This window comes from Vulcanococcus sp. Clear-D1 (genome assembly GCF_014654725.1).
GTDB lineage: Bacteria > Cyanobacteriota > Cyanobacteriia > PCC-6307 > Cyanobiaceae > Vulcanococcus.
In genome coordinates this window covers 62,369-86,019 of record NZ_JACVZV010000005.1, presented here as the reverse complement: position 1 = coordinate 86,019, position 23,651 = coordinate 62,369, and the positions used below count along the sequence as shown (strand labels likewise).

Here is a 23,651-nt window from a genome sequence, read left to right as displayed (position 1 = left end):
CCATGACAAGCACACCTCCCGGCAGCGACCCGACCGCCACACCCAGTGATCGCCTCTGGCTGCGTTCGGAGCTGATGGGCACCCAGGTGATCACCCGCGACTCCGGCCGCCGGCTGGGGGTGGTCGGCGAAGTGGTGGTGGATATCGACCGGCGTGAGGTGGTGGCGCTGGGCCTACGCGACAACCCACTCACCCGCTTCCTCCCGGGCCTGCCCCGCTGGATGCCGCTGCAAAGCATCCGTCAGGTGGGCGATGTGATCCTGGTGGATTCCGCCGATTCGCTGGCGGAGGGCTTCAACCCGGATCGCTATTCGCGCGTGATCAACTGCCAGGTGATCACCGAAGCGGGCGAGCAGCTGGGCAAGGTGCTCGGCTTCAGCTTCGATATCGAAACCGGTGAAATCACTACCTTGGTTCTGGGTGCCCTGGGGATTCCCCTCCTGGGCGAGGGCGTGCTGAGCACCTGGGAGCTCACGGTGGAAGAAATCGTGAGCAGCGGCCCGGATCGGATCATCGTGTACGAGGGCGCCGAGGAGAAGCTCAAGCAGCTGGGCACGGGCCTGCTGGAGAAGCTGGGCGTGGGTGGGCCCAGCTGGGAGCAGGAAGAGCGCGAGCGCTACCGGCTCAACATGGTGCCGGTGGAGAACCAGCTCGCCGCCGGCCAACCCACGGCCCAGGAGCAGCAGCGCCGCATCGAGCCGGCTGTTAATCGCCGCTTCGAGCCGGAACAGGATTACGACTATGTGGAGGTGGAGCAGCGCCGCGAGCGCGAACCGCTGCGCCAGCGCCGTTATCTCGATGAGGAGCCGCTCGATCCACAACCCAGGCGCGGTTACCAGGATGAAGCTCCCCGCCGGCGCTATGTGCGCGATGAGGGGCCCTTGGACGTGGAGCCGGTTGAGCCCCTCGATCGCCGCGATGCCGACCGCTGGTAGGCGCGGCCGGCCCAGCAATCAAGCCTGGCCAGGCTCGAACTGCAGCGAAGCCGAGTTCACGCAATAGCGCAGTCCCGTGGGGTTGGGGCCATCGTTGAATACATGCCCCAGGTGGGCATCGCACTTGGCGCACTTGATCTCCGTGCGCACCATGCCGTGGCTGCGGTCCTCAAGGGTGGTGATCGCTGCGGGGTTCACCCCCTCCCAGAAGCTGGGCCAGCCGCTGCCGGAGTCGTATTTGCTGTCGGAGCTGAACAGCTCACTGCCGCAGCAAACGCAGCGGTACATCCCCTTGGCTTTGTTGTCCCAGTAGATGCCGGTAAAGGCGCGCTCAGTGCCCCCCAGGCGGGCCACCTGGAACTGCTCCGGGGAGAGCTGGTCGCGCCACTGCTCGTGATCGGCGGGAGAAGCGGAAGCCATGCAAAGCGGGATGGGCTGCCCCACAAGCTAAAGAGCGGGCTCAGCCAACGCCGGATCCCTCAGGGGCGCGCTGGAGCCGCCGCCAGCAGCTCCCGCACCATGCCGGCCAGCGTCGCCACCGCACCCGGCTGACCGCGCAGGCTGCGCAGGTCATCGCGCATTCCCGCCAGTCGTTCTGGCTGCTCCAGCCAGCCGGCCGCTTCCTCGGCGATCTGAGCAGGCGTGATCGCCCCCACCCGCTCGGGCACCACCGCCCGGCCCGCCGAAATATTGGGCCAGGCCAAAAAGCCGTGATGGCGCATCCGCCAGGCGGTGAGAGCAGCCCCCAGCAACCAGCGCAGGATGGGCAGGCGGGCCAAGATCCCGAGGCCACCATCCCAGGCCTGCATCACATGCAGATGCTGGGTGGGCACCAACACGATCATCGGAACCCCCAAAGCCCCCAGCTCAGCGGTATTGGCGCCCACGGTGGTGAGGGCCAAGCTGCACTGGCTGAGCACCCCATGGGCCGGCTGCTGCTCCACCAGGTGAATCCGAGTGCCTGCAGGCGTGCGGAGCTCGGCACCCTGAGGGATCTGCAGAAGTTCTGGCTCGCCGGCAGCGTAAGAGGCCGCAATCGGGTTGGCGGGGCCGGCATAGGCCAGCAGCTCCCGAACGCTGGTGGTCGGAGCCACCGGCAGCAGGAAACGGCAGCCTGGGTGCAAGCGAGCCAGTCGATCCGCCGTGTCGAGCAGAAAGGGCATGCCCACCTGCAATTTGGCCCGCTTCGAGCCCGGCATCAACGCCACCCACTCCCCCTCAGGCAGCGGCTGATCGCTGCGGGCTGATTCCGAGAGATCCGCCATCAGATCGCCCACCACCTGGCAGCGGGGTTGCCAGCGGAGCGCCAGCCGATCCGCCGCCGCAGGGCCCATGGCCGCGATCCGATCGTTCCAGCGGGGCCAGCGGGCCACCCACTCGGCGTAGGTGATGTGGCGATAGCGGAGACGCGCGGACAGCAGCACCGTCCAGAACTGGTCGCCACCGAGAAACACCACCACCCCACGGGAGGGCCAAGGGCCTCCGCGGCGCGGACGCAACAGCAGCCACCAGAAACGAGCTGCCGGCAAGACCCGCTCAAACAGACCCATGCCCTCCGCCACCTGATGCTCGACCCCGGTGGCATTCGGGCAGGGCACCAGCACCAGCTGCAGGCTGATGGGGGCCTGCGCATCCAGGGGCCGCATAGCCAATTCGCGGTGCAACCGCTGCGCCAGCGGCCGCACCCAGGTGCTGAGCTCACCAGGCCCGTTGCACACGAGCACGATCGCAGCCTCAGCTGGACTGAATCGCGATGCCCTGGCGGGAGAAGGGGAGCCGCCGGGCTGGGTCACACGGTGGACCTGCTGTTGAACTTGATCAGTGCGGATGGCGAGACTTGAACTCGCAAGACCGAAGTCACACGCCCCTCAAACGTGCGTGTCTACCAATTCCACCACATCCGCGTGGTTGTTGATTCGGCAGCGCAGGGCTGACTGAACCGGGGTTTGGTCGTCTGTGCGTAGGTCTGAAAAAACTGCAGCAACAGGCGTGAGGGCTGACGACGCCTGAGCGCCGCCCCGGAACTATACCCATCAGCCTGGCGTGATTCGCCCTGGTGAGCACTGATACAGTCCCATGCGGCCTGCGCTGCCGGATCTGCCGGCCTGCCACTGGATGCCCATCGGCAAACTGCTGATCGCCAACCGTGGCGAAATCGCTCTGCGCATCTTGCGCACCTGCCGCGAACTCGGCATTCCCACCGTGGCTGTGTACAGCACGGTGGACCGCAACGCTCTGCATGTGCAGCTCGCCGATGAGGCGGTGTGCATCGGTGATGCACCCAGCAGCAAGAGCTACCTCAACATTCCCAACATCCTGGCGGCCGCCACCTCCCGCGGCGCCGATGCCATCCACCCTGGCTACGGGTTTCTGGCGGAAAACGACAAGTTCGCCGAGATCTGTGCCGCCCACGGCATCACCTTCGTGGGCCCATCACCGGAATCGATCCGCTCGATGGGCGACAAGTCGACAGCCAAGGCCACGATGCAGAGCGTGGGGGTGCCCACCATCCCCGGCAGCGAGGGCCTGCTCGAGAGCGTGGATGAGGCCCGCGGCCTGGCCGAATCCATGGGCTACCCCGTGATGATCAAGGCCACCGCTGGCGGTGGCGGCCGGGGCATGCGCCTTGTCCCCAGCGCCGACCAGATCGAGAACCTGTTCAAGGCCGCCCAGGGGGAAGCAGAAGCCGCCTTCGGCAATCCCGGCCTCTACATGGAGAAATTCATCGACCGGCCCCGGCACGTGGAGGTGCAAGTGCTGGCCGATCGCCACGGCAACGTGGTGCACGTGGGCGAGCGCGACTGCTCGATTCAGCGCCGCCACCAGAAGCTGCTGGAAGAAGCCCCCAGCGTTGCCATCAATGCCGATCTCCGCAAACAGATGGGTGATGCAGCTGTGGCCGCTGCGCGCACCATCGGCTACGAGGGCGCCGGCACCGTGGAGTTCCTGGTGGACCGGACCGGCAACTTTTATTTCATGGAGATGAACACCCGCATTCAGGTAGAGCATCCGGTCACCGAGATGGTGACGGGCGTCGACCTGATCGCGGAGCAGCTGCGGATCGCCGGCGGCGAGCCGATCTCGGTGAGCCAAGACGAGATCAAGCTCACCGGGCACGCCATCGAGGTGCGCATCAACGCGGAAGATCCACGCCAGAACTTCCGCCCCGCCCCCGGCAAGATCACCGGCTGGCTCCCGCCCGGCGGGCCCGGCGTGCGCTTCGACAGCCACGTGTATACCGGCTACGAAATCCCACCCTTCTACGACTCGCTGATTGGCAAGCTGATCGTGTGGGGCACCGACCGCAACCACGCCCTGAGGCGGCTGCGCCGGGCCCTCTCGGAATGCGCCGTGACGGGCATCCCCACCACGATCGACTTCCACCTGCAGCTGCTCGATCGACCGGAATTCCAGGCCGGCGATGTGCACACCAAGTTTGTGGAGCAGGAGATGCTCCCCCCGACCTAAGCGGGCAGCACGCTGGCGCGGATCATCACCTGAGTGATCAAGCCCTGCTGGCCCACCAGCAGCTCGCGCACCAGGCTGATCAACCCCAACCAGATCACCGGCGTCACATCCACCCCGCCAATCGGCGCAATCACCCGGCGAGTGGCCGCGAGCAGGGGCTCGGTGGGGATAGCGACGACGCGCCACACCCCCTGGCTGAGATCCACCTGCGGGTACCAGGTGAGCACGATGCGAAACAGGAAGAGCAGCGTCCAGGCGGACAGCAGCAGACCAAGCACCAGGTGCACGGGGGGCAGCACCTGCCGCAGCAGCGCCAGGGTGTCAGCCCCGGATCCTGCCGTTTGCTCCACTCCCGCCATGGCAAGGCTCCCCGTCACAAAGCTCTAAGCAGCAGTGATCGGATCGTAGGAAGCGGTCATCGCTGCCTAGGATCCCGGGCGGATTCGTCACAGCCATGACCCCCTCCCTCGCCAACTTCCTGAGCAGCCTCGTGTGGGGTGCGGTGATCGTGGTCATCCCCATCACCATTGCAGTGATCCTGATCAGCCAGAACGATCGCGTTGATCGCAAGCTCTGAGCTCAGGGGCCAGGCAGACGGCTCAGCGGCTCTCGACTCCCGGCCTACAGTGGCCTGAACAAGAGCTGCGATCCGTGGTCAACGCCAGCCTGAATTGGGCCAGCATTGTTGGGATCGTGTTGGCCGTTGGTGGCGCACTCCTCTATTTCATGAGGAGTTTTAAGCCAGCCCTGGCCCGCGATTACGACGTGTTTTTCGCCGCCGTGGGCCTGCTCTGCGGCGGCATTTTGTTTTTTCAGGGCTGGCGACTCGACCCGATCCTGCAATTCGGACAGTTTCTGCTGGCCGGCACCACGGTGTTCTTCGCCTACGAAAGCGTGCGCTTGCGCGGGGTGACCACCGAGCAGGCCCGGCGTTCCTCCTTCTTTGACGACGACGAACCAGAGCCCAAGCCCCGCATGGGTGGCGGCCGCGACTGGCGCGACGATGTGGATCGGTTCGATGAACCGCAGCCCCTGCGCCGGCGGATCCGCTCCCGCGAGGAGGGCATTGGCGAGCGCGATGAGGATGATCTGTACCGCCCCCGCCGTGCACCGGCCCGAGCCGCCATTCCCGAGCGGGCTGCGTCCCGCGATGAATGGGATAACCGCGGCGAACGTCGCTACCGGGCCGGCAGCGCCCCGACTGACACCTCAACCCGCGACTTCGGTGCCCGCCGCCAAGACCGCGACGAAACCCGGCGCGGCACTCGGCCTGCTGCCACCAGCGAGCCGATGCCACGCTCCAGCCGCCGCCCCGGGCCCAGCGAGCGACCGATGGACAAGCCCCAGGGAACTCCCTATCGGGCCCCCAGCACCATCCCTGCGCCCGCCGCTTCCAGCACCGCCAGTGATGCCGGCGTGAGCGATGCCGAATTCCGCCCCGTTCCCCCTTCCAGCCGCAAGAACAACCCCAGCAGCGCTGCTCCGCGCGACAACAGCTCCCGCTTCGACGACTGATCCGTGGCGGCGGCTAGCGGTTGCCGCCGGGCTCGCACTGGGCTTAAGCGGCTGCAGCCTTTCACCCTTCAACCGCCAACCAACGCCCCCCGCCGGCCTGGGAGCTGAGTCTCGCCAGAAACCGGCTCTCAGCGGCGACGGGCGTCTTCTGGCCACCCTCGTGGATCGTGGAGGACGCACCACAGTGGTGCTGCAGGAGCGCCGCACAGGCCGCGTGCTGCCCTTACGCCAACTGCGCAATCGTCAGCCCCACAGCTCACCATCGCTGAGCTGGAATGGCCGCTATCTGGCCCTGTTGGTGCAGCAGGGGAGCCGGCGCCAGGCGGTGATTGAGGATCGCGCCACCGGCCAACAGCACCCGCTGTTCCTTCCCGCCGCACAAGAGCCGCAGCAGTTGAGCCTGGCGCCCGACGGGCAGAGCATCGCCCTGGAACTGATCAACGGCGGCAGCCGGCGGCTGCAGGTGTTCAGCCTCGCGGGGATGCTCGAGCCGGATCGCGCTCCGGGCCTACGCGAAAGCGGTGGCGGCCCGCCATGACAGCCATCAGCCCGCGAGCCTCGATCAGCGCTGGCCTCTGGGGTGGCGCACTGGCCCTGCTGCTAGCGGGCTGCCAGGCGGGCCTGCGCCCCATTCAGGGGCTGAACCAGCCATTGAGCAGCCTGGGCGACAGCCAGAGCCCATCCCTCAATAGCGATTGGCTGGCGCTCATCAGCAGCCGCGCTGGCAATCGGGCTCAGGTGCAGCTGATCGATCGACGCCGCAACGCCCCTGTTCCCCTGCCGGGCCTGAACCGTCCCGACAGCCTGCCGATCAGCGTTGCGGTGGATCAACGGGGCGAGCGCATCGCCCTGGTGCGGCAACGGGATGATCGCAGCGAGCTGGTGATCCACCGCCGGTCGCTGCAGGCCTCCCAGACAGTGCCGATCGAGCCTGCCGGCGTGCCGCAACGGGTGAGCCTCAGCGCCGATGGGCGGGTGCTGGCGGTGGAGGTGAGCCGAGCAGGCCTCTGGCAGGTGGATCTGCTGGAGTTGCCCTGAAGCGCGCCTGGGCCTTCAGCCCACGAAACCGGCCCAGCGCAGGAACGTGTCGCCGCTGATCGCCTCCACCAGCAGCACCGCAGCAAAGCCCACCATGGCGAAACGGCCGTTCACCCGCTCGGCATAGCCGCTCCAGCCAAAGGCGGGAACGTCGTTGGTGGTGGCGCTGGTGGCGGGGGGTTCAGGGGTGCTGGTCATCACGAAATCAGACGCCGGAGTTGAAGGTATAGCTGGCGGCAGGAATCAGCTTCCACCCGCCCTGGCCGTCGAGCTCAAGCACCAGGTTGTGGAAGCTCTTGAGCGTGGGGCGGTGGCCGACACTCACAAACGCCATCTCGCGCTGGGCCAGCAGCTCATAGAGGTGCTGCTCAGTGCTCACATCCAGGGCGCTGGTGGCCTCATCGAGCACCACGAAGCGCGGTGAATTGAGCAGCAGGCGGGCAAAGGCCAGACGCTGCTGCTCACCCAGGGAGAGCAACCGCGGCCAATCCTGCTTGATCTCAAAATCGGGGTAGCGCTGCACCAGGGCTCCAAGCCGCACTTCCTCGAGCACGCTGCGCAGATGCTCATCGCTGAAGCGCTGCGGATCCTGGGGGTAACAGAGCTGCTCCCGCAGGCTGCCCAGAATCATGTAGGGCTTCTGAGGGATGAACAGCAGCTCCGAGAGAGGTGGACGCTCGACCTCACCGGCACTGGGAGGCCAGAGCCCGCTCACCAAGCGCAGAAAGGAGGTCTTCCCGCAGCCGCTCGGGCCCACCACCAACACCCGCTGGCTGGGGGCCACCTCCAGGCTGAGGTCGTGGATCAGACGGCGATCACTGCCCGGCGGCACCAGATCCACATGGCGCACCAACAGCGACTGCGCCTGCCGCGACGACTCCTCCGCCAGCAGTTCGCGCTGGGCCTCGGAGCGGTTGATCGCCTCCACCTTGCCCTGGAAGCCCTCCAAACGACTGATCGACGCGGAGAAAGCTGCCAGGCGATCAATGTTGTTCACGATGTAGCTCACCGAAAACAACACCTGGGAGAAGGCGATGCTGGCCTGGCCGAACACACCGAAATCCACCTCCTTGGCGAAATAGATCGGTGCGATCACCAGCCAGGGAAGGAAGCGCGAGAAGTAGTCGTAGGAGCGCTGAATCACACTGATCAGCGCTTCCCACACAATCAACTTGTCGTAATTACGGATCGCTCCATCCAGGCGCCGCACCGCCTCGCGCGACTCCTGCTGTTCGCCGCGATAGAAGGCGATCGATTCAGCGTTATCACGGATGTGCACCAGGCCGTAGCGAAAATCCGCCTCCAGGCGCAGCTGGTCGTAGTTCAGCGCCACCAGCTTGCGGCTGGCGAACACGATCACGGCAGTTCCACCCACGGAATACACCAGCAACCACAGGGCGAGCTTGGTGCTGATCGTCCAGAGCACCACGATGAAGCTCACAAACGTGAGCAGCGCGGAAACGATCTCCACCGTCACGCTCAGACTGGTGCCGGTGAAGCTGGCTGTGTCCTGAGAGATCCGCTGGTCGGGGTTGTCGATCTCCTCGGCGGTTTCGTCGTTGGGATTGAGAACGTAATAGGCGCGATTCTTCAGATACCGGTTGAGCAGGCGGCCGCTTAACCACTCGCGCCAGAGCAGGCCGAGTTTGGGAATGAGATAACTCTGCAAGGCACGAATCGGCAGAGCCAGCACCAGGCAGAAGGCATAGATCGCCACCACCTGCCAAAACTCGTCGGCCTTGTAGGCCACCAGGGTGTTATCAACGTTGCGGGCGATGTAGCTAATGCCCACGTTGATGCCGTTGATCACCAGGATCAATAGCGTGATCACCCCCATCAACAACCAGGGCAGCCAGCGCCCCTGGCGCAGCTTGCTGCGCAGCGCACCGAAACAAATCAGGCCCGCCACGAACAACACCATCACCACCGGCCCGGCGGGGCTGGCCCAGATGGCGCTCACCTGCTGCGGCACTCCGGGCAGAAAACGCGCCTGCAGCTCAGGAATCAGGGCTCCACTCGCGGCAACCACAGCCGTGAGCAACAGCAGGGTGCTGCCCACCACCACAGTCAGCAGGGCAACGATCAGCAGCAGGAACTGCCAGCCACTAGTGTCTTCCACCGGCAGGAAGTAGGGCTGGGCGAGGCGCCGCAGCTTGCCGAGCTGACTGCGGAAGGCCTGCAGGGGGTTCATATCGGCGTTCAGATCACGCCATTCTCGCCGGCTATGCCTCAGCCCGGCGGCCAGGCCAGCGGACGGCCACCGATGACGTGCACATGCAGATGGAAGACGGTCTGGCCGGCCTCCTCGCCGCTGTTAATCACGGTGCGGAACCCGCTCAGCCCCTCCTGGCGGGCCACCCGGGCCGCCACCAGCAGCAGATGGCCCAGCAGTTGCTGGTGCTGATCGCCCGCCTCCGCCAGGTTCACCACAGGCTCCCGCGGGATCACCAGGATGTGCACCGGTGCCTGGGGCGCCACATCGCGGAAAGCCAGGCAGTGCTCATCGGCATACACCTGATCGCAGGGGATCTCACCCCGCAGGATGCGGCCGAAGATCGTGTCGTTCGGCGGGGTGGCAGCGGCGTCGGCCATCAGCGGTGGCTGTTGGGGAAGGGGGTGAAAACCGAGCAGCGATGAAACAGCGGTGGCACTTCACCACTGCAGGTTTGCGTGAGCCCGATGTTGGCACGATGCAGCGGAGCCGCCCTGGTGGGGCTTGAGGCCCGGGCTGTGGCCGTGGAGGTGGATATTGCACCCGGGCTGCCTGGGCTGCAGATCGTGGGGCTGGCGGATGCGGCCGTGCAGGAATCGCGGCAGCGCGTGCGGGCCGCGATCCGCAACAGCCATCTGCGCATGCCCCTCACCCGGGTGATCGTGAACCTGGCTCCGGCGGATCTGCGCAAGGAGGGGCCCGCCTTCGACCTTCCCATCGCCCTGGCCGTGCTGGCCGCCAGCGGCCAGCTGGATCCGGCCCAACTCGATGGGATCTGGTGTGCCGGAGAGCTGGGCCTGGGCGGTGAACTGCGGCCGGTGCGCGGCGCGGTGGCTCTGGCCCTGGCAGCGCAGCGGCATGGCGCGCGTGCCCTGCTCCTACCGCAGGCCAACCTGCGCGAAGCCGAGCTGGTGGAGCAGCTACCGCTGGTGGTGGCCGGCAGCCTGAGCAAAGCCCTGCACTGGCTGCAGAACCCGGATCGCGCCACCCAGGCGGCCCGTTCTGCGGCAGCTGATGCCCCGCCACCGCCACTGGATCCGCTGAATGACCTGGCTTGCGTACAGGGGCAACTGCATGGCCGGAGGGCCCTCGAGATCGCCGCTGCCGGTGGCCATCACCTGTTGTTGGTCGGTCCACCGGGCAGCGGCAAAACCCTGCTAGCGCGCTGCTTGCCGGGCCTGCTGCCCGAACTCAACCGAGCCGAGCGGCTTGAGCTCACCCAGCTCTACTCCGCTGCCGGATTGCTGCCGCCCCAGGGTGAACTGCTGCAGCAACGGCCATTCCGCAGCCCGCATCACAGCTGCTCGAGCGCCGCGCTGGTAGGGGGCGGCGCCAAGCTGCGGCCGGGGGAACTGGCCCTGGCCCACAGAGGGGTGCTGTTTCTCGATGAACTGGCGGAATTCCGCCGTGATGTGCTCAATCAGCTGCGCCAGCCGCTGGAGCAAGGCGAATTGTGGCTGAGCCGGGCGCGGCAGCGGCTGCGCTTTCCCTGCGCGGTGCATCTTGTGGCAGCCACCAATCCCTGCGCCTGCGGCTGGGCGGGCGATCCCGAGCGCACCTGCAGCTGCGGCAGCGCGATGCAGCAGCGCTACTGGGGCCGCATTTCAGGCCCCCTGCTCGATCGCATCGATTTGCAGGTGGTGATGCGGCGGCTGGAGGGAAGCACCCTGGGCGCAGGCTTTCGAGGCAACAGTGCGGGCGAGGCCAGCGCGGATGTGCGCCAGCGAGTGCAAGCGGCACGCGAGCGCATGCACACGCGCAATCCCCAGGGAGTGAGCAACTGTGCACTGAGCGTGCGCGACCTGCACCAGTGCGGATCCATTGGCAGCGAGGCGCTCGATTTATGGCAGGCGGCGATCGATCAACGGGGCCTCAGCGCCCGCGCGGCCGAACGGGTGCTGCGGGTGGGCCGCACCATTGCCGATCTGGGGGGCATGGCCACGGTGGAGGCCTCAGCCATTGCCGAGGCCCTCAGTTACCGCAGCTTTGATCAGCTCAGTGCCGCAGCGGCTGATCGCGGTAGGGCTGCACACCCACCAGCGGTGGCTGGTGCTGGCGCTCCTCGAGGGGATTCCCGAAGGCATTGCCAACGCTCGAGCCGAACCAGCGATTGAGAACCTGCATCAGCTGCTTCATGGGACACCTCTGCGGGGGGTGATCCCATCATCAACACGCCACAAAAAAGCGGAAACCGGTAAAAACACCGGTTTCCGCCAGGGCCCCATCGGGGTGTTTCTTGAAGCCGATCAGCGGCGGCGACGACGCTGCTGGGCCTTGCGCTTGTACTTCTCAACCGGGGTCTCGTGGTGACGCAGGCGCTTGAGGTCGGCGAAGATCCCGGCTTTGGACACCTGGCGCTTGAAGCGGCGCAGCGCCGACTCAATGCCCTCGTTTTCGCCGACGGTGACCTGGGTCATAAACCGATCAAGAATCTGTGCAGTTTGACGATGGTAGCAAGTGCCTTGTCAGCTCTTCAGCTGCCGGCGGTGGGCACCGGCGGCACCGCCGCAGGAACCGCCGGCGTGGTAGACGCAGCGGCCGCGTCAGGCCAATCAGCGCGATAGACGTAAACATGACCGAGGGTGCGCCCCCCGAACTGACGGCGCATCAGCTTCCAGCCCGGCTCAGGCACCATCAGCAGAAACCCATTGGTGGAGCCACCGCTGCGGGCCACCACCAACTCGGGACCAGCACCAGGCTTGGTGGGCAGCGCCATCAGCAGCGTGTCGCCCGACTCCTTCACCACGCTGAGGCGATACACCGTGCCCAGATCGCTGTCGCCGATCCGCAGCGAGTAGCCATTGCCGTCGATGAAACGGTTGCAGATGCTGGTGAAGTCGAAGGTGGAGAGCAGGGGATCCACCACAGCCGGGTTGCTTCCCTGCACGGCGTAGCAAGGCCGGGCTTCGGTGCGCTGCTCGTAGATGTTCAGCTGGGCGCGGCTGCCATCGCCGATCGGTGCCGACACGATCACGAACTTGCTCTGATCCACCTCCACCGCTTCAAACAACGCCTTGGCCGCAGCGGGCTCAGGCGCCAGCAGGGCCAGAGCACCGGCCAAAGGCAGCAGTGCAGCGAGGGTGCGAACCGAATGAATCACAGGCGCAGGCATGCAGCCTGGCGATCGTAGAAGTGCCGAGCAGCGATGCCAGCCCCTCAGGCCGGCTTGTTGATCCGGATCGCCACCAACAGGCTCAGCACCGTGCCAGGCAGGGCCAAGCCCAGGATCAGGCGGGTGGTGGAGACCCCAAGGTCGGGATCGCCGTAGGCGAGCTCAAACACCGAACCGGTGGCGGCGATTCCGAGCAGGCAGGCCAGGGCCAGGAACACTCCGGCCAGGGGTTTCATCGGCATGACTGGAGGGCCTCAGGCGATCGCGTGCACATCGGCCGGATTGAAGCCCTTCTCACCGAGCCCCTCGCGCAGCTTGTCGTGATCGGTGACGCGATCAACAAACAGCACACCGTTGAGATGGTCCATCTCGTGCTGGATGCAACGGGCCATCAGACCATCCGCTTTCATCCGCTTGGGCCGGCCCATCTCATCGCGGTAGCTCACATCCACCACGCTGGGGCGAACCACATCGAGATAGACGCCGGGGATGCTGAGGCAACCCTCCTCATACGTGCAGAGGCTGCCGCCCACGGCGGTGATCTCAGGATTGATCAGGATCAGCGGCGGGCTCTTGGGATCTTCGATCTCCAGATCAATCACCAACAGCTGCAGCGGCTCCCCAATCTGCGGAGCGGCCAGACCGATGCCCTTCGCGGCGTACATGCTCACCAACATGTCGCGGGCCAGGGAGCGGATGCTGTCGTCAACCTTGCCGATGCGCTTGGCCGGGGTGCGCAACACCTGATCGCCCAGGGTGTGGATGTCGTAGGGAGGGTTGTCAACCGGCTCTTTCGAGACCTGCAGCCGGCCGGCGTTTTCGGCGGTTCGCGCCAATCTGGCGAAGCTGCTGGCCAAAGCGTGTCCTCGCTGGCGGGATCGTTCAGGCGATTCTAGGAGCCATCCCTGAATGGCCTCGGTGCGCACCAGCCCTGCCCCCCTGTCCGCTGAGCTGGTGCTGGGCAAGACCCCAAGCCTCAAGGAACCGAAGCTGCTCGGAGGGGTTCTTTACTGGCTTGAGCAGCGGCCACAGGAGCAAGGGCGCACCACGTTGATGGCGCGCCGCGGCCCCGATCAGGCGCCGCAGGAGCTCACGCCAGGGCCCTGGAACCTGCGCTGCAGGGTGCATGAATACGGCGGTGGCGCCTGCGCGATCGGCCGACTCGACAGCGGCGAACCGGTGGCTGTGTTCGTGCACGACGGCGATCGCTGCCTGTGGCGACTCTCCCTCAGCCAGAGCCATCAGCAACCGCAGCGCCTCACCTCGCCCGGAAGCGATGGGCGCTTCCCGGGAGCGCTCGGTGGCGGCCTGATCGATCCGGCCGGCAATCGCTGGATCGGGGTCCTGGAAGCGGGCGGCCAGGATCAGCTGGTGGCGGTGTCTCTCCTGGGGGGCGAGCCCGAACCCCTGCACAGCCCAGTGGATTTCTGCGGCTACCCAGCCCTCAGCCCGAGCGGGCGGCAGCTGGCCTGGGTGGAATGGCAGCAACCCTGCATGCCCTGGGACCGCAGCCAGCTCTGGCTGGCGGAGATCCAGACCGATGGCAGCCTCAGCGCAGGGCGGGCTGTGGCCGGTTCCACCCCGGACGACACGCAGGGCTGCTCGGTGTTCCAGCCCATCTGGGCCGGCCCCGATCTGATCGTGAGCAACGACCGCAGCGGCTTCTGGAACCTGGAGCGTTGGGCCGGAGCCGATGCGACCACCACAGCCGAGGCCACAGCACCCCAGTGGCAACCGCTGCTGCCCATGCAGGCGGACTTCGCCATGCCCCAATGGGTGTTTGGCATGAGCACCCACGCCTGGGACGGAGCGCAGCTGCTGGCGCTCTACTGCCGCGAGGGCTGCTGGGCACTGGGATCATTCGCACTGCCCGAGCAGCCCGGCGCTTCCGCCACCTGGCAAGCGATCACCACGCCGTTCACCGATCTCGCCGATCTGTGCGCCGAAGCCGGGACGCTCGCCTGCGTGGCCAGCAGCGCCACTGAGCCGTCGGGCCTGCTGGAGCTCGAGCTGAGCAGCGGCCACTGGCGGCATCAGCCCGCCGCCCCCTGCCCGGTGGCGGCTGAGGCCATCAGCCGCGGCGAGCCGCTCTGGTTCAACGGCCATGGCGGCTTGCGCACCCAGGCTTGGTACTACCCGCCGGCGGGAGGCGGCCACCCCGAAGCCCCCCTGCTGGTGAAGGGCCATAGCGGCCCCACGAGCATGGCCCGCACCGGTCTGAGCCTTGGCATCCAGTTCTGGACCTCGCGCGGCTGGGGCGTCGTGGATGTGAATTACGGCGGCTCCACCGGTTTCGGCCGCGCCTACCGCGAGCGCCTCGATGGCCAGTGGGGCGTGGTGGATGTGGCCGACTGCGCCGCCGCCGCCGACACCCTGGTAGCCCGGGGCCTGGCCAGCGCTGAACGGATCGCCATTGAAGGGGGCAGCGCCGGCGGGTTCACCACCCTCGCCGCTCTCTGCTTCACCAACACCTTCCGGGCCGGTGCCAGCCGCTATGGGGTGGGCGATCTGAGCGCCCTTGCCGCCGACACCCACCGTTTTGAAGCCCGCTATCTCGACAGCCTCGTAGGGCCCTGGCCCGTAGCGAAGGCCACCTACGAAGCGCGATCGCCGCTGCAGCATGCCGGTCGCATCCGCTGTCCGGTGATCTTTTTCCAGGGTCTTGAGGATCTGGTGGTGCCGCCCGAGCAAACCGAGCGGATGGCGGCGGCGCTCAAAGCCAACGGCATTCCGGTGGAGGTGCACCTCTTCCCGGACGAGGGCCATGGCTTCCGCAATGGCGCCACCCAGATCCAGGTGCTGGAGGCCACGGAAGCCTTCTTCCGCCGCCACTTCCAGCTGTGATGGGGCGGCGATGAGCGAACTGCTGCCCAACCCATGGAGTCTCGATGCGTTGGTTGGGCTGGCGTGGCTGGCCCTGGCCGCCGGCGTGCTCAGCCTGATCCTGATGGCCGGGCGCCGCATCGGCCGGCGCCTGAATCTGCGCCTCTGGGGGGTGCCAGAGGCCCTGGTGGCTGGGTTGATCGGCCTGCTGGTCGCCCCGGCCGGGCCCCTACCCCTGCTGCCGCAGCACCTGATGGAGCTCTGGGGCGGCCTGCCGCTGGTGTTGCTCACCCTGGTATTCGGTTCGCTGATGCTCGGCAAACCGCTGCCGAAGCTTGGGGGGCTGTGGCGACCGGTGAGCGGCCAGGTGTCGCTGGCGCTCGTGCTCGCCTTCGGTCAATACGTGGTTGGGGGGCTGGCGGTGCTGCTGGTGCTGCAGCCGTGGCTGGGGGTGAGCCCGGTGATGGCCTGCCTGATCGAAGTGGCCTACGAGGGCGGCCATGGCTCCGCGGCCGCCATGGGGCCCAGCTACGCAGCGCTCGGCTTCCCTGGCGGGCAAGACCTGGGTTTGGCCATGGCCACCGTGGGGCTGCTCAGTTCCACCCTGGTGGGAGGCGTGGTGGTGGTGATTGGCCGCCAGCGGGGCTGGCTGCTGGCCCAAAGCCAGCCGGATGCAGCGCCCGGGGCCTCGCCACTGGCCGGCTCTGCCACCGAGACCTCAGCTCCAGCCCAGCCAGCCTGGGCCGCCTGGGCGGTGAACCTTGCCCTGGTGGGCATCGCCGTGCTGATCGGTGTGGGGTTACTGGCGCTGCTGCGCCTCGGCACCGATGCCATCGGCGGCGGCGTCGCCGCGGTGGGGCGCTCCCTACCGGTGTTCCCGCTGGCGATCATCGGCTCGCTGCTGGTGCGCTGGCTGCTTGAGCGCAGCGGCAACAGCCAATGGGCCTCCGCGTCGATTCAGAGCGAGATCGGCACCCTCTCGGCCGATCTGCTGATCACCTCGGCCACCGCTTGCCTCAACCTGGCCCTGCTGGCCGCCGACTGGCTTCCGCTCACTGTGCTGGCGGTGGCCGGCCTCACCTGGAACCTGGCGGTGACCCTGCTGCTGGCACCGCGGCTGCTGCCGGCTGATTGGTTTGAGCGAGCGGTGCTGGAGTTTGGCCAGGCCACCGGCGTGGCGGCATCCGGCCTGCTGCTGCTGCGCATGGCCGACCCCGACGACCACAGCCAGGCCCTGCCGGCCTTCTCGCTCAAGCAGCTGCTGCTGCAACCCTTCCTGGCGGGTGGGGTGGTCACGGTGGTTGCACCCTTGGCGGTGGCCGGCTGGGGCCTCCCCACCTGGACGGGCTTCTGCTTCGCTCTGGTGCTCCTGGCCGGTGGCGCCGGCCTACTGCTGGCCCAGGCCGGACGCAACACTGAACCATCTGCCGCGCATCCATGAAGCTGTTTGATGTGCTGGTGGCCTTTGCCGGCCTCAGCCTGTTGCTGCTGGCGGGGATCACCCTGCGCCGCAAGCTGCGCTGGTTGCGGCAGCTGGGGATCCCGGAGGCCCTGGTGGCGGGGCTGCTCGGCTTACTGATCGGTCCGTTCAGCTTCTGGCCGGTGTTCCCCGAACAGGTGTACACGGTGTGGGCCCAGACCCCAGGAGTGCTGATCTCGCTGGTGTTCGCCACCTTGTTTTTGGGTCAGCGCCTGCCCAGCCCGCGGCAGCTGTGGCAGCGGGCCGCCGGTCAAACCGCCTTCGGCATGACCCTGGGCTTTGGGCAATACCTGGTGGGGGCACTGCTGGTGTGGCTGGTGCTGCAGCCGATGTTCGGCACCAACCCGTTGATGGCGTGCCTGATTGAAGTGGGCTTTGAAGGCGGCCACGGCACCGCCGCCGGGATGGGCGACACCTTCGCGGATCTCGGCCTCGCCTCTGGCGAGGCCCTGGGCCTGGCCATGGCCACGGTGGGGGTGGTGAGTGCTGTGCTGGTCGGCAGCGCGCTGGTGGTGATCGGCCGCAGCCGGGCCTGGCTGGGGGCCCGGGGGCGCCTGCCCGCCGGCGGCTCGCTGCTGCAGCGCGCGGCCGAGAGCGACCCGATGTCGGCGGAAGCCAAGCTGGCGCGGGAAGCAGCGGCGGGCCTGGCGGATCCAGGTCGCGACGGGTCCGTCACCATCGACGCGCTCACGGTGAACCTGGCTCTAGCAGGTGGTGCGGTGGGTCTGGGCGTGCTGTTCAAAGACGGCATCACCCGCCTGGGCGGCGCGCTCGGTGGCACCGCCACGGCCGACCTGCTCAATGCGATCCCGGTGTTTCCGCTCGCGATGTTGGGCGGCCTGGTGGTGCAGCTGGTGCTGCAATGGCGCCGGCACGACGAGCTGGCCTCCCCCGTGGTGCAAGCCAGCGTGGGATCGCTGGCCATGGATGTGTTGATCACCGCAGCGATGGCCAGCCTCAACCTGCCGATGCTGGAAGAGAACTGGCTGCCCTTCCTGCTGCTGGCGCTGGTGGGTCTGGCTTGGAACGTGGCGGTGTTTCTGCTGCTGGGCCGCCGCTTCTTCCACGATCACTGGTTTGAGCGCGCCATCGCCGATTTCGGCCAGGGCACCGGTGTGACCGCCACGGGCCTGTTGCTGCTGCGCATGGCCGACCCCCTGGGGCGCAGCCGGGCCATGGAGAGCTTTTCGTTCAAGCAATTGGTGTTTGAACCCTTCCTCGGCGGCGGCCTGATCACGGCCCTGGCCCCGATCGCCGTGGCCAGCTGGGGCCTACCGCGTTTCAACGCCGTGGCGCTGCTGCTCACCGCAGCCTCGATCGCCTTCGGCCTCTGGATTGGGCGAAGGCCTCAGCTGCAGTAGCGAGCTGGATCAGCGAGCCGCGCAGGCCATCAGTGGCCGTAGAGCAGCGTCCGGAACTGATGACGCACTTGCTCCATCTGCTCAGCACTGAGCAGCGGCGGTTCACCGATGGCCCGGGCCTGCAGATAGATGCGGGCCAGGGTCTCCACCTCCACCGCCAGGGCGAGGGCGCGATCAAGATTCGGGCCCACCACCACCTGGCCGTGCTGGGCCATCAGACAAGCGAGGCGCCCTTGCAACGCCTCCACCACACCATCGGAGAGCGCCTGGGTGCCGAAGGTGGCGTATGGGGCACAGCGAATGTCGTGCCCTCCGGCCACCGCGATCATGTAGTGGAAGGGCGGGATGCCGCGGCCATGGCAGGCCAGGGCGGTGGCATGAATCGAGTGGCAGTGCAGCACCGCCTGCACCTCCGGCCGGTTGGCGAGCACATCGGCATGCAGCCGCCATTCCGACGACGGCCGACGCTGCGGCCGGCCCGGCTCGGGAGCCACCAATGGCTTACCTGCCAGATCCAGCGCCACCAGATCGCTCGGTTGCATCAGCTCATAGGGCAATGAGCTGGGGGTGATCAGCATCCCGCCGGGGATGCGCGCCGACAGATTGCCGGAGGTGCCCTGGTTGATGCCGCTGGCCTGCATGCGGCGCGCCACCGCCACCAGCTGCTCGCGCAGATCCTGTTCGCTCATCGTGCTCAATGTCAGGCGTAGAGGTTGCGCAGCCCGTCTTCGCTGGCAGGCGCCACACCCCGTTCGGTGATCAGCGCCGTCACCAGTCGGGCGGGAGTCACATCAAAGGCGGGATTGAAGCCTTCGCTGCCATCGGGCGTGAGTTGCACGGTGGCCAACTGGCCGGCGGCCGGGCCGCCGTCCACGCGCCCCTGAATGTGGGTCACCTCCCGGGCGCTGCGCGCTTCGATCGGGATCTCGGCCACGCCGTCGTCGATCGTCCAGTCGATCGTGGAAGCGGGCAGCGCCACATAGAAGGGCACGTTGTTGTCGTGGGCGGCGAGAGCCTTGAGATAGGTGCCGATCTTGTTGCACACATCGCCGCGGCGGGTGGTGCGATCGGTGCCCACGATCACCGCATCCACCTGGCCGTGCTGCATCAGATGGCCGCCGGCGTTGTCCACGATCACGGTGTGGGGCACACCCTCGCGGCCCAGCTCATAGGCCGTGAGCGAGGCGCCCTGGTTGCGCGGGCGGGTCTCATCCACCCACACATGGATGTTGAGGCCAGCGCGATGGGCCTTGTAGATCGGTGCCAGGGCCGTGCCCCAGTCCACCGTGGCCAGCCAGCCTGCATTGCAGTGGGTCAACACGTTGAAGGGCTGCCCCTGGCGCTCGGCGGGGCGAGCCGCCGCCAGCTGCTGGAAGATCGCCAGGCCGTGCTCGCCGATGGCCTCGCACATGGCCACGTCTTCATCGGCGATGGCCGCCGCTTCCGTCCTGGCCGCCTCGGCCCGCTCGGCCGGGGGCAACGGCGCCACGCGATCGCGCACCCGCTCGAGGGCCCAGCGCAGGTTCACGGCCGTGGGCCGGGTGGCATTGAGCTGCTCGAAGGCCGCCGCCAGCGCGGCATCGCTCGGATCCGCCTGCAGGGCCAGCATCAGCCCGTAGGCGCCGGTCACGCCGATCAGAGGCGCGCCGCGCACCACCATCGTACGAATCGCCTCAGCGGCTTCCTCGCAACTGCGCAGCGTGCGCGTGGTGAACTGATGCGGCAGCTGGATCTGATCGATCACCCCGATCGAGCGGCCATCGGGCTCGAGCCAGATGGTGCGCCAGGCCTTGCCGTCGATCTTCATGGGGTGCGTTGCCGTGGCGAATGCTCCATGCTGCCCGTCGACCGCCCTCGTCGCCCCAGCGCCCCATGCTCCTGAGCCGCCGCCAGCTGCTGCAGCTCACCGCCGCGGGAGCGGCGGGCGGCGGGCTGAGCTTGCTGGGCCTGGGACAGGCACCGTCCGCTGCCGCCCCAGGCCGCCGCCCCGATCTGCGCCTGGGCCTGATCAGCGACCTCAACAGCAGCTACGGCTCCACCACCTACATCCCCCAGGTGAGCCAGGGCCTCAAACAGCTGCTGGCGCTGCAACCGGCGCTGGTGGTGTGCGCCGGCGACATGGTGGCCGGCCAGAAACCAGGCCTCAGCGCCGCCCAGCTCGATGCGATGTGGGAGGGCTTCGCCCGCACCGTGCTCGCGCCTGTGCGCCAGGCCGGCCTGCCCTTCCTGCCGGCCGTTGGCAATCACGATGGATCGCCCGGCTACGACGCCGACCGAGCCGCAGTGCGGCGCTTCTGGACACCCCGGCGCCAGGCCCTCGGCCTGCGCTTCGTGGATGTGGCCGATTTCCCCTTCCACTACAGCGCCCTGCAGAACGATGTGTTCTGGCTGGTGTGGGATGCCAGCTCCGGCCGCATCCCCGCCAGCCAGCTCAGCTGGGCGCGTCAACAGCTGGCCAGCCCAGAAGCCCAGCAGGCGCGGCTGCGGCTGGTGGTGGGGCACCTGCCCCTGGTGGGCGTGAGCCAGGGGCGCGACCGCGCCGGCGAAACCCTGGATCAGGCCGCAGCTGTGCAGAGCCTGCTGGAGCAGGGCCGCGTGCAGGCCTACATCAGCGGCCACCAGCACGCCTGGTTCCCCGCTCGCCGCGGGCAGCTGGATCTGATCCAGCTGGGGGCCATGGGCAGTGGCCCCAGACGCCTGCTCCAGGGAGACATCCCTCCCCAGCAGACCTACACAACCCTCGACATCAACTGGCAGGACAACTCCCTGGTGGAGACCACCTTTGCGGTGGCCAGCGGCCAACCCGTGGCCTGGAGCCGCCTCCCCGCCAGCCTGATGGGCCGCGCCGGCGGCCTCAACCGCAATGTTCAGGAGCGATCGATCCGCCGGTAACCAAACCAATCCGGCACCTGGGGCTGGCTTACCCCCTCGGGATGGGGATGGAGCTGCACGTACCACCGCTCACCCCCGAGCAGCTCCAGCTGCTCGATCGCCAGGCAGTCATCCACGGCACAGAGATCATCCTTGTGCTGCTGGACCGCCCCTGCCAGCCACTGCCGCTTTGCCGCCGCCTTGGCCGCCTGAGACGAGCGGGCCACCACCAGGCCGAAGTGGTGCAACTCCGCCAGGGAATCGGGGCGATAGGCACCCAGATTCACAAACCAGAGCCGCTCAGGCCGGGGCTCGGCCGGCTCACGAGCAAGGCTCACCGTCCAGCCATCGATCGCCCGCACCGCCATGTAGCTATCTAGGTGCAAGCCCTCACGCCTCCCGAACCACTGCTGGCGCAGCTCAGGAATGGTGTCGTCAATGCAGGCACCTGCCACGAAGCGCACATCGTGCAGCTCGATGTGACTGGTGGCGGTGCGGCCCCCAAGTACCACCAAAAACAACTGCGCGTGGTCAGCCAAGAGCTCCATGGTCAGCATTCCAGCAGCTGTGAGAACGCTGACGCGATGGGCGATGCCGTCGATGTCGTGGTGGTGGGTGCCGGACTCTCCGGGTTGATCGCCGCTCGCCGCTTGATCGAACAAGGACAGCGGGTGCGCGTGCTGGAGGCGCGGCCACGGGTGGGGGGACGCATGGTGAGCCAGCCCCTCAGCGACGGCAGCGTGGTGGATCTGGGAGGCCAGTGGGGAGGCAACACACACCACCGCTTCGCAGCGCTACTGCAGGAACTCGGGCTGAGTCGCTATCCGAGTTACTACGCAGGCGACGGCATCTTCTGTTGGCGAGGGAAGTGCATCAAGGCCCCACTAGCGGAGCGTTTTGAGGACAGCCTGGTGTTCTTTGAGCCTGGGGCCCTCGACCTGGATGCGAAGGAGCTGGAGGCAACCCGCGCCCTGCAGCAAGCCTTCACCGCCCTCGTCGCCCAGATCAACCCACGCCAGCCCTGGCTCACCCCCGATGCCGAACGGCTGGATCGGCTCACCGTGAGCGCATGGGCTGCTCAGCAGACCAACCTGCCCCTGGCCCATCTGCCCCTCGACTGGCTCTGCCGAGTGGGGGGATCGGGCGGCTTTGAACCCTGGGAAGCCTCGATCCTGCACCTCGCCTGGACCCAAGCGGTGGCGCCGCAGACCGAGACACCGGAAGCATGGCTGGTGCAGGGAGGGGCAGGAGCGGTGAGCCTGCAGCTCGCGGCGGACCTTCGGGCCCGCAGCCCGGAGGCCCTCGTGCTGGAAGCCCCGGTGCTGGCCATTCAGCAAAACGAGGCCATGGCAACCGTGATAGCCGAGGGGCTCGAACCGCTGCAGGCCCGTGCAGTGATCGTGGCGGTGCCACCGCCGCAGCGGCAAGCGATCCGCTTTGAACCGCCCTTGCCCCCGGCGCATCAAGCCCTGCTGCAACGCACAGCCATGGGAGGCATGACCAAAATCCTCACGCGCTACAGCAGGCCCTTCTGGCGTGAGCAGGGACTGAACGGTCTAGGGACCGGTGAACAGCCCTGGCTGGATCTCACCGCCGACAGCGGCCCCCCTGGCGAGCAACCGGCTGTGCTGGCGAGCTTTGTGGCGGGGGAGCGGGCCATCACCATGGCCGCACTGCCGGAGGCGGAACGGCGAGCGCTGATCCTCAAGGATCTTGTGAGCTATTGGGGCCCCGACGCCGCCAGCCCCCTCGATCTGGTGGAACAAGCCTGGAATGGCGAAGCCTGGACCGGCGGTGCCTTCACCAGCTTTCCAGCACCAGGCAGCTGGACCAGCCATGCCCGCCTGGCTGCCGGCACCGAGTGTGGCCCGGCTCCCGCGAGCCATGGGAGGGTGTGCTGGGCCGGTACCGAGGTCTCCCCGCGCTGGCCCGGCTATTTCGAAGGCGCCATCGAGGCCGGGGAGCTAGCCGCATCAACCGTTGCCCGACACCTGAGCCCATGAAGGATCGGCCTTACATCCATGGGACGAGTCGCCGCGAACAAGAGCGTCTGATTGATCAAGCAGAGCTGCTCTCCGAGCTACTGGCAGCGAATCTGGATTACCAGGCTGGTGATCAGATCCTCGAGATCGGCTGCGGCGTTGGTGCGGTGCTGGGGCAGATCGGCAAGAGGCACCCCGATGCCCAACTGCACGGGATCGACATCAGCCCCGACCAGATCGCGGCCGCGCGAGGGCACCTCAGGGGGCTGGGCCTGGATCAGGTGGACCTTGCGGTGGGGGATGGCGCTGCGCTGCCTTGGGCATGCGCCTCGATGGATCGTGTGCGGTTGGTGTGGGTGGTGGAGCACCTGCAGGAGCCGCTGGCGGTGCTGCGCGAAGCCCTGCGGGTGCTGCGGCCAGGGGGCACGATTCACATCACCGAAACCGATTACTCCAGCCTGCGCGTTTCCCCGCCAGACCCCGCGATTGAGGCGATGCTCAGCGCCTTCGTTGCCCATTTCAACCGCCACGGCAATGCCCACGCCGGCCCGGCGCTGGGCCCCTGGCTGGAGCAGGCCGGCTTCACTGCGGTGCACAACACCATGGTGGGGATCCACCACTGGTGTCCCAGTCAGCGCGATGCGGTTGATGGGTTTTGCAGCTATCTGCTCGGCTTTATCGAGCCGGAACGCTCAGCCTTGTTCGAGGCTGCGCCCACACCCCATGCCGTAGCCCTGATCGAGACTGGGCTCAAGCGATTTGCGCGCCTGGCGGAGCGACCCGATGCGGCGATCAGCATCAGCGCCTATCAAGCCCGGGGGATGAAACCCGCCGACGACCAACCAGGCTGAGCA

At 67.4% G+C, this 23,651-nt stretch carries 26 protein-coding genes and 1 tRNA gene; 13 read left to right on the top strand and 14 right to left on the bottom strand.

All coding sequences use genetic code 11. The features are described from left to right. Positions 1–2: 2 nt before the first annotated feature. Positions 3–935, top strand: coding sequence for a PRC-barrel domain-containing protein (locus H9532_RS01795; RefSeq protein WP_296365210.1), 933 nt, complete (start codon positions 3–5; stop codon positions 933–935). A gap of 18 nt (positions 936–953) precedes the next feature. Here the strand turns inward: H9532_RS01795 and msrB are convergent, their stop codons facing one another. From msrB to H9532_RS01780, 3 genes are all read right to left on the bottom strand, one after another. Next, entirely contained in the window at positions 954–1,355 is a 402-nt protein-coding gene (gene msrB / locus H9532_RS01790; protein ID WP_296365206.1) for a peptide-methionine (R)-S-oxide reductase MsrB, read from the bottom strand. A 59-nt stretch (positions 1,356–1,414) separates the two neighbouring features. Next, entirely contained in the window at positions 1,415–2,662 is a 1,248-nt protein-coding gene (locus H9532_RS01785; RefSeq protein WP_296365244.1) for a glycosyl transferase, read from the bottom strand. A gap of 95 nt (positions 2,663–2,757) precedes the next feature. Further along, positions 2,758–2,839: transfer RNA gene (locus H9532_RS01780), tRNA-Leu, on the bottom strand. 211 nt (positions 2,840–3,050) lie between these two features. Here H9532_RS01780 and accC point away from each other — a divergent pair. Further along, positions 3,051–4,403: an acetyl-CoA carboxylase biotin carboxylase subunit gene (accC, locus tag H9532_RS01775; protein ID WP_296365242.1), complete on the top strand. Its 1,353-nt coding sequence runs from the start codon at positions 3,051–3,053 to the stop codon at positions 4,401–4,403. Here accC and H9532_RS01770 read toward each other — a convergent pair. Next, positions 4,400–4,762: a YggT family protein gene (locus H9532_RS01770; RefSeq protein WP_296365240.1), complete on the bottom strand. Its 363-nt coding sequence runs from the start codon at positions 4,760–4,762 to the stop codon at positions 4,400–4,402. The genes accC and H9532_RS01770 overlap by 4 nt on opposite strands. Before the next feature lie 95 nt (positions 4,763–4,857). Between H9532_RS01770 and H9532_RS01765 the strand changes: the two genes are divergently transcribed. From H9532_RS01765 to H9532_RS01750, 4 genes are all read left to right on the top strand, one after another. Further along, the gene (locus H9532_RS01765) at positions 4,858–4,980 is read left to right on the top strand and encodes a photosystem II reaction center X protein (RefSeq protein ID WP_010304513.1); all 123 of its coding nucleotides are present in this window, start codon (positions 4,858–4,860) and stop codon (positions 4,978–4,980) included. 74 nt (positions 4,981–5,054) lie between these two features. Then, positions 5,055–5,918 carry a Ycf66 family protein gene (locus tag H9532_RS01760; protein WP_296365203.1) on the top strand — a complete coding sequence of 288 codons (864 nt, stop codon included), beginning with the start codon at positions 5,055–5,057 and terminating at the stop codon, positions 5,916–5,918. 160 nt (positions 5,919–6,078) lie between these two features. Next, positions 6,079–6,456, top strand: coding sequence for a Tol biopolymer transporter periplasmic protein (locus tag H9532_RS01755; protein WP_296365200.1), 378 nt, complete (start codon positions 6,079–6,081; stop codon positions 6,454–6,456). Beyond that, complete coding sequence (locus H9532_RS01750; protein ID WP_296365198.1) at positions 6,453–6,956, top strand: hypothetical protein; 504 nt, start codon at positions 6,453–6,455, stop codon at positions 6,954–6,956. Before H9532_RS01755 ends, H9532_RS01750 begins: the two co-directional genes overlap by 4 nt. Before the next feature lie 15 nt (positions 6,957–6,971). Here H9532_RS01750 and H9532_RS01745 read toward each other — a convergent pair whose 3' ends face one another. From H9532_RS01745 to H9532_RS01735, 3 genes are read right to left on the bottom strand one after another with little or no spacing between them, the layout of a single operon-like run. Beyond that, entirely contained in the window at positions 6,972–7,154 is a 183-nt protein-coding gene (locus tag H9532_RS01745) for a chlorophyll a/b-binding protein (RefSeq protein ID WP_296365195.1), read from the bottom strand. A gap of 7 nt (positions 7,155–7,161) precedes the next feature. Then, on the bottom strand, positions 7,162–9,147 hold the full coding sequence (locus H9532_RS01740; protein ID WP_296365193.1) for an ABC transporter ATP-binding protein/permease: 1,986 nt from the start codon (positions 9,145–9,147) through the stop codon (positions 7,162–7,164). A 38-nt stretch (positions 9,148–9,185) separates the two neighbouring features. After that, positions 9,186–9,548, bottom strand: coding sequence for a histidine triad nucleotide-binding protein (locus tag H9532_RS01735; RefSeq protein WP_296365191.1), 363 nt, complete (start codon positions 9,546–9,548; stop codon positions 9,186–9,188). 87 nt (positions 9,549–9,635) lie between these two features. Here H9532_RS01735 and H9532_RS01730 point away from each other — a divergent pair, with 87 nt between their 5' ends. Beyond that, positions 9,636–11,282 carry a YifB family Mg chelatase-like AAA ATPase gene (locus H9532_RS01730; RefSeq protein WP_296365189.1) on the top strand — a complete coding sequence of 549 codons (1,647 nt, stop codon included), beginning with the start codon at positions 9,636–9,638 and terminating at the stop codon, positions 11,280–11,282. A gap of 132 nt (positions 11,283–11,414) precedes the next feature. Here H9532_RS01730 and rpsU read toward each other — a convergent pair whose 3' ends face one another. From rpsU to def, 4 genes are read right to left on the bottom strand one after another with little or no spacing between them, the layout of a single operon-like run. Then, positions 11,415–11,585, bottom strand: a complete 171-nt coding sequence (gene rpsU / locus H9532_RS01725) for a 30S ribosomal protein S21 (protein WP_010304532.1) — start codon at positions 11,583–11,585, stop codon at positions 11,415–11,417. A gap of 56 nt (positions 11,586–11,641) precedes the next feature. Beyond that, the gene (locus H9532_RS01720; RefSeq protein ID WP_296365186.1) at positions 11,642–12,280 is read right to left on the bottom strand and encodes a DUF3747 domain-containing protein; all 639 of its coding nucleotides are present in this window, start codon (positions 12,278–12,280) and stop codon (positions 11,642–11,644) included. A gap of 44 nt (positions 12,281–12,324) precedes the next feature. Then, positions 12,325–12,522: a hypothetical protein gene (locus tag H9532_RS01715; protein ID WP_010304536.1), complete on the bottom strand. Its 198-nt coding sequence runs from the start codon at positions 12,520–12,522 to the stop codon at positions 12,325–12,327. A 12-nt stretch (positions 12,523–12,534) separates the two neighbouring features. Next, entirely contained in the window at positions 12,535–13,137 is a 603-nt protein-coding gene (def, locus tag H9532_RS01710; protein WP_296365183.1) for a peptide deformylase, read from the bottom strand. Positions 13,138–13,189: 52 nt separating this feature from the next. Between def and H9532_RS01705 the strand changes: the two genes are divergently transcribed. The 3 genes from H9532_RS01705 to H9532_RS01695 are packed head-to-tail and all read left to right on the top strand — an operon-like array spanning position 13,190 to position 17,944. Further along, entirely contained in the window at positions 13,190–15,124 is a 1,935-nt protein-coding gene (locus H9532_RS01705; protein ID WP_296365181.1) for a prolyl oligopeptidase family serine peptidase, read from the top strand. Between the two features lie 10 nt (positions 15,125–15,134). Beyond that, positions 15,135–16,544 carry a sodium/glutamate symporter gene (locus H9532_RS01700; protein WP_296365179.1) on the top strand — a complete coding sequence of 470 codons (1,410 nt, stop codon included), beginning with the start codon at positions 15,135–15,137 and terminating at the stop codon, positions 16,542–16,544. After that, the gene (locus H9532_RS01695; RefSeq protein ID WP_296365177.1) at positions 16,541–17,944 is read left to right on the top strand and encodes a sodium/glutamate symporter; all 1,404 of its coding nucleotides are present in this window, start codon (positions 16,541–16,543) and stop codon (positions 17,942–17,944) included. The genes H9532_RS01700 and H9532_RS01695 overlap by 4 nt, the downstream gene beginning before the upstream one ends. Before the next feature lie 29 nt (positions 17,945–17,973). Here H9532_RS01695 and H9532_RS01690 read toward each other — a convergent pair whose 3' ends face one another. Then, positions 17,974–18,633: a class II aldolase/adducin family protein gene (locus tag H9532_RS01690; RefSeq protein WP_296365175.1), complete on the bottom strand. Its 660-nt coding sequence runs from the start codon at positions 18,631–18,633 to the stop codon at positions 17,974–17,976. An 11-nt stretch (positions 18,634–18,644) separates the two neighbouring features. Further along, the gene (gene mtnA / locus H9532_RS01685) at positions 18,645–19,751 is read right to left on the bottom strand and encodes an S-methyl-5-thioribose-1-phosphate isomerase (protein WP_296365174.1); all 1,107 of its coding nucleotides are present in this window, start codon (positions 19,749–19,751) and stop codon (positions 18,645–18,647) included. A 65-nt stretch (positions 19,752–19,816) separates the two neighbouring features. On the opposite strand from mtnA, the gene H9532_RS01680 reads away from it, so the two are divergent. Next, a complete protein-coding gene (locus tag H9532_RS01680; RefSeq protein ID WP_296365172.1) occupies positions 19,817–20,836 on the top strand; it encodes a metallophosphoesterase in 1,020 nt (339 codons plus the stop codon). On the opposite strand, the gene H9532_RS01675 is transcribed toward H9532_RS01680, so the two are convergent. After that, a complete protein-coding gene (locus H9532_RS01675; RefSeq protein ID WP_296365170.1) occupies positions 20,812–21,363 on the bottom strand; it encodes a DUF1543 domain-containing protein in 552 nt (183 codons plus the stop codon). The two genes, H9532_RS01680 and H9532_RS01675, sit on opposite strands and share 25 nt — an antisense overlap. A gap of 36 nt (positions 21,364–21,399) precedes the next feature. Between H9532_RS01675 and H9532_RS01670 the strand changes: the two genes are divergently transcribed. Continuing rightward, a complete protein-coding gene (locus H9532_RS01670) occupies positions 21,400–22,818 on the top strand; it encodes an FAD-dependent oxidoreductase (protein WP_296365167.1) in 1,419 nt (472 codons plus the stop codon). Continuing rightward, positions 22,815–23,648, top strand: coding sequence for a methyltransferase domain-containing protein (locus H9532_RS01665; RefSeq protein ID WP_296365165.1), 834 nt, complete (start codon positions 22,815–22,817; stop codon positions 23,646–23,648). Before H9532_RS01670 ends, H9532_RS01665 begins: the two co-directional genes overlap by 4 nt. Positions 23,649–23,651: the final 3 nt, after the last annotated feature.

Bases quoted from the DNA above. Each gene is read 5' to 3' on its own strand.
- H9532_RS01795 (WP_296365210.1), top strand. From the start codon at position 3: ATGACAAGCACACCTCCCGGCAGCGACCCGACCGCCACACCCAGTGAT.
- msrB (WP_296365206.1), bottom strand. From the start codon at position 1,355: ATGGCTTCCGCTTCTCCCGCCGATCACGAGCAGTGGCGCGACCAGCTC.
- accC (WP_296365242.1), top strand. From the start codon at position 3,051: ATGCCCATCGGCAAACTGCTGATCGCCAACCGTGGCGAAATCGCTCTG.
- H9532_RS01770 (WP_296365240.1), bottom strand. From the start codon at position 4,762: ATGGCGGGAGTGGAGCAAACGGCAGGATCCGGGGCTGACACCCTGGCG.
- H9532_RS01765 (WP_010304513.1), top strand. From the start codon at position 4,858: ATGACCCCCTCCCTCGCCAACTTCCTGAGCAGCCTCGTGTGGGGTGCG.
- H9532_RS01750 (WP_296365198.1), top strand. From the start codon at position 6,453: ATGACAGCCATCAGCCCGCGAGCCTCGATCAGCGCTGGCCTCTGGGGT.
- H9532_RS01745 (WP_296365195.1), bottom strand. From the start codon at position 7,154: ATGACCAGCACCCCTGAACCCCCCGCCACCAGCGCCACCACCAACGAC.
- H9532_RS01740 (WP_296365193.1), bottom strand. From the start codon at position 9,147: ATGAACCCCCTGCAGGCCTTCCGCAGTCAGCTCGGCAAGCTGCGGCGC.
- H9532_RS01735 (WP_296365191.1), bottom strand. From the start codon at position 9,548: ATGGCCGACGCCGCTGCCACCCCGCCGAACGACACGATCTTCGGCCGC.
- H9532_RS01730 (WP_296365189.1), top strand. From the start codon at position 9,636: ATGTTGGCACGATGCAGCGGAGCCGCCCTGGTGGGGCTTGAGGCCCGG.
- rpsU (WP_010304532.1), bottom strand. From the start codon at position 11,585: ATGACCCAGGTCACCGTCGGCGAAAACGAGGGCATTGAGTCGGCGCTG.
- H9532_RS01720 (WP_296365186.1), bottom strand. From the start codon at position 12,280: ATGCCTGCGCCTGTGATTCATTCGGTTCGCACCCTCGCTGCACTGCTG.
- H9532_RS01715 (WP_010304536.1), bottom strand. From the start codon at position 12,522: ATGCCGATGAAACCCCTGGCCGGAGTGTTCCTGGCCCTGGCCTGCCTG.
- H9532_RS01705 (WP_296365181.1), top strand. From the start codon at position 13,190: ATGGCCTCGGTGCGCACCAGCCCTGCCCCCCTGTCCGCTGAGCTGGTG.
- H9532_RS01700 (WP_296365179.1), top strand. From the start codon at position 15,135: ATGAGCGAACTGCTGCCCAACCCATGGAGTCTCGATGCGTTGGTTGGG.
- H9532_RS01695 (WP_296365177.1), top strand. From the start codon at position 16,541: ATGAAGCTGTTTGATGTGCTGGTGGCCTTTGCCGGCCTCAGCCTGTTG.
- H9532_RS01690 (WP_296365175.1), bottom strand. From the start codon at position 18,633: ATGAGCGAACAGGATCTGCGCGAGCAGCTGGTGGCGGTGGCGCGCCGC.
- mtnA (WP_296365174.1), bottom strand. From the start codon at position 19,751: ATGAAGATCGACGGCAAGGCCTGGCGCACCATCTGGCTCGAGCCCGAT.
- H9532_RS01680 (WP_296365172.1), top strand. From the start codon at position 19,817: ATGCTCCTGAGCCGCCGCCAGCTGCTGCAGCTCACCGCCGCGGGAGCG.
- H9532_RS01675 (WP_296365170.1), bottom strand. From the start codon at position 21,363: ATGGAGCTCTTGGCTGACCACGCGCAGTTGTTTTTGGTGGTACTTGGG.
- H9532_RS01670 (WP_296365167.1), top strand. From the start codon at position 21,400: ATGGGCGATGCCGTCGATGTCGTGGTGGTGGGTGCCGGACTCTCCGGG.
- H9532_RS01665 (WP_296365165.1), top strand. From the start codon at position 22,815: ATGAAGGATCGGCCTTACATCCATGGGACGAGTCGCCGCGAACAAGAG.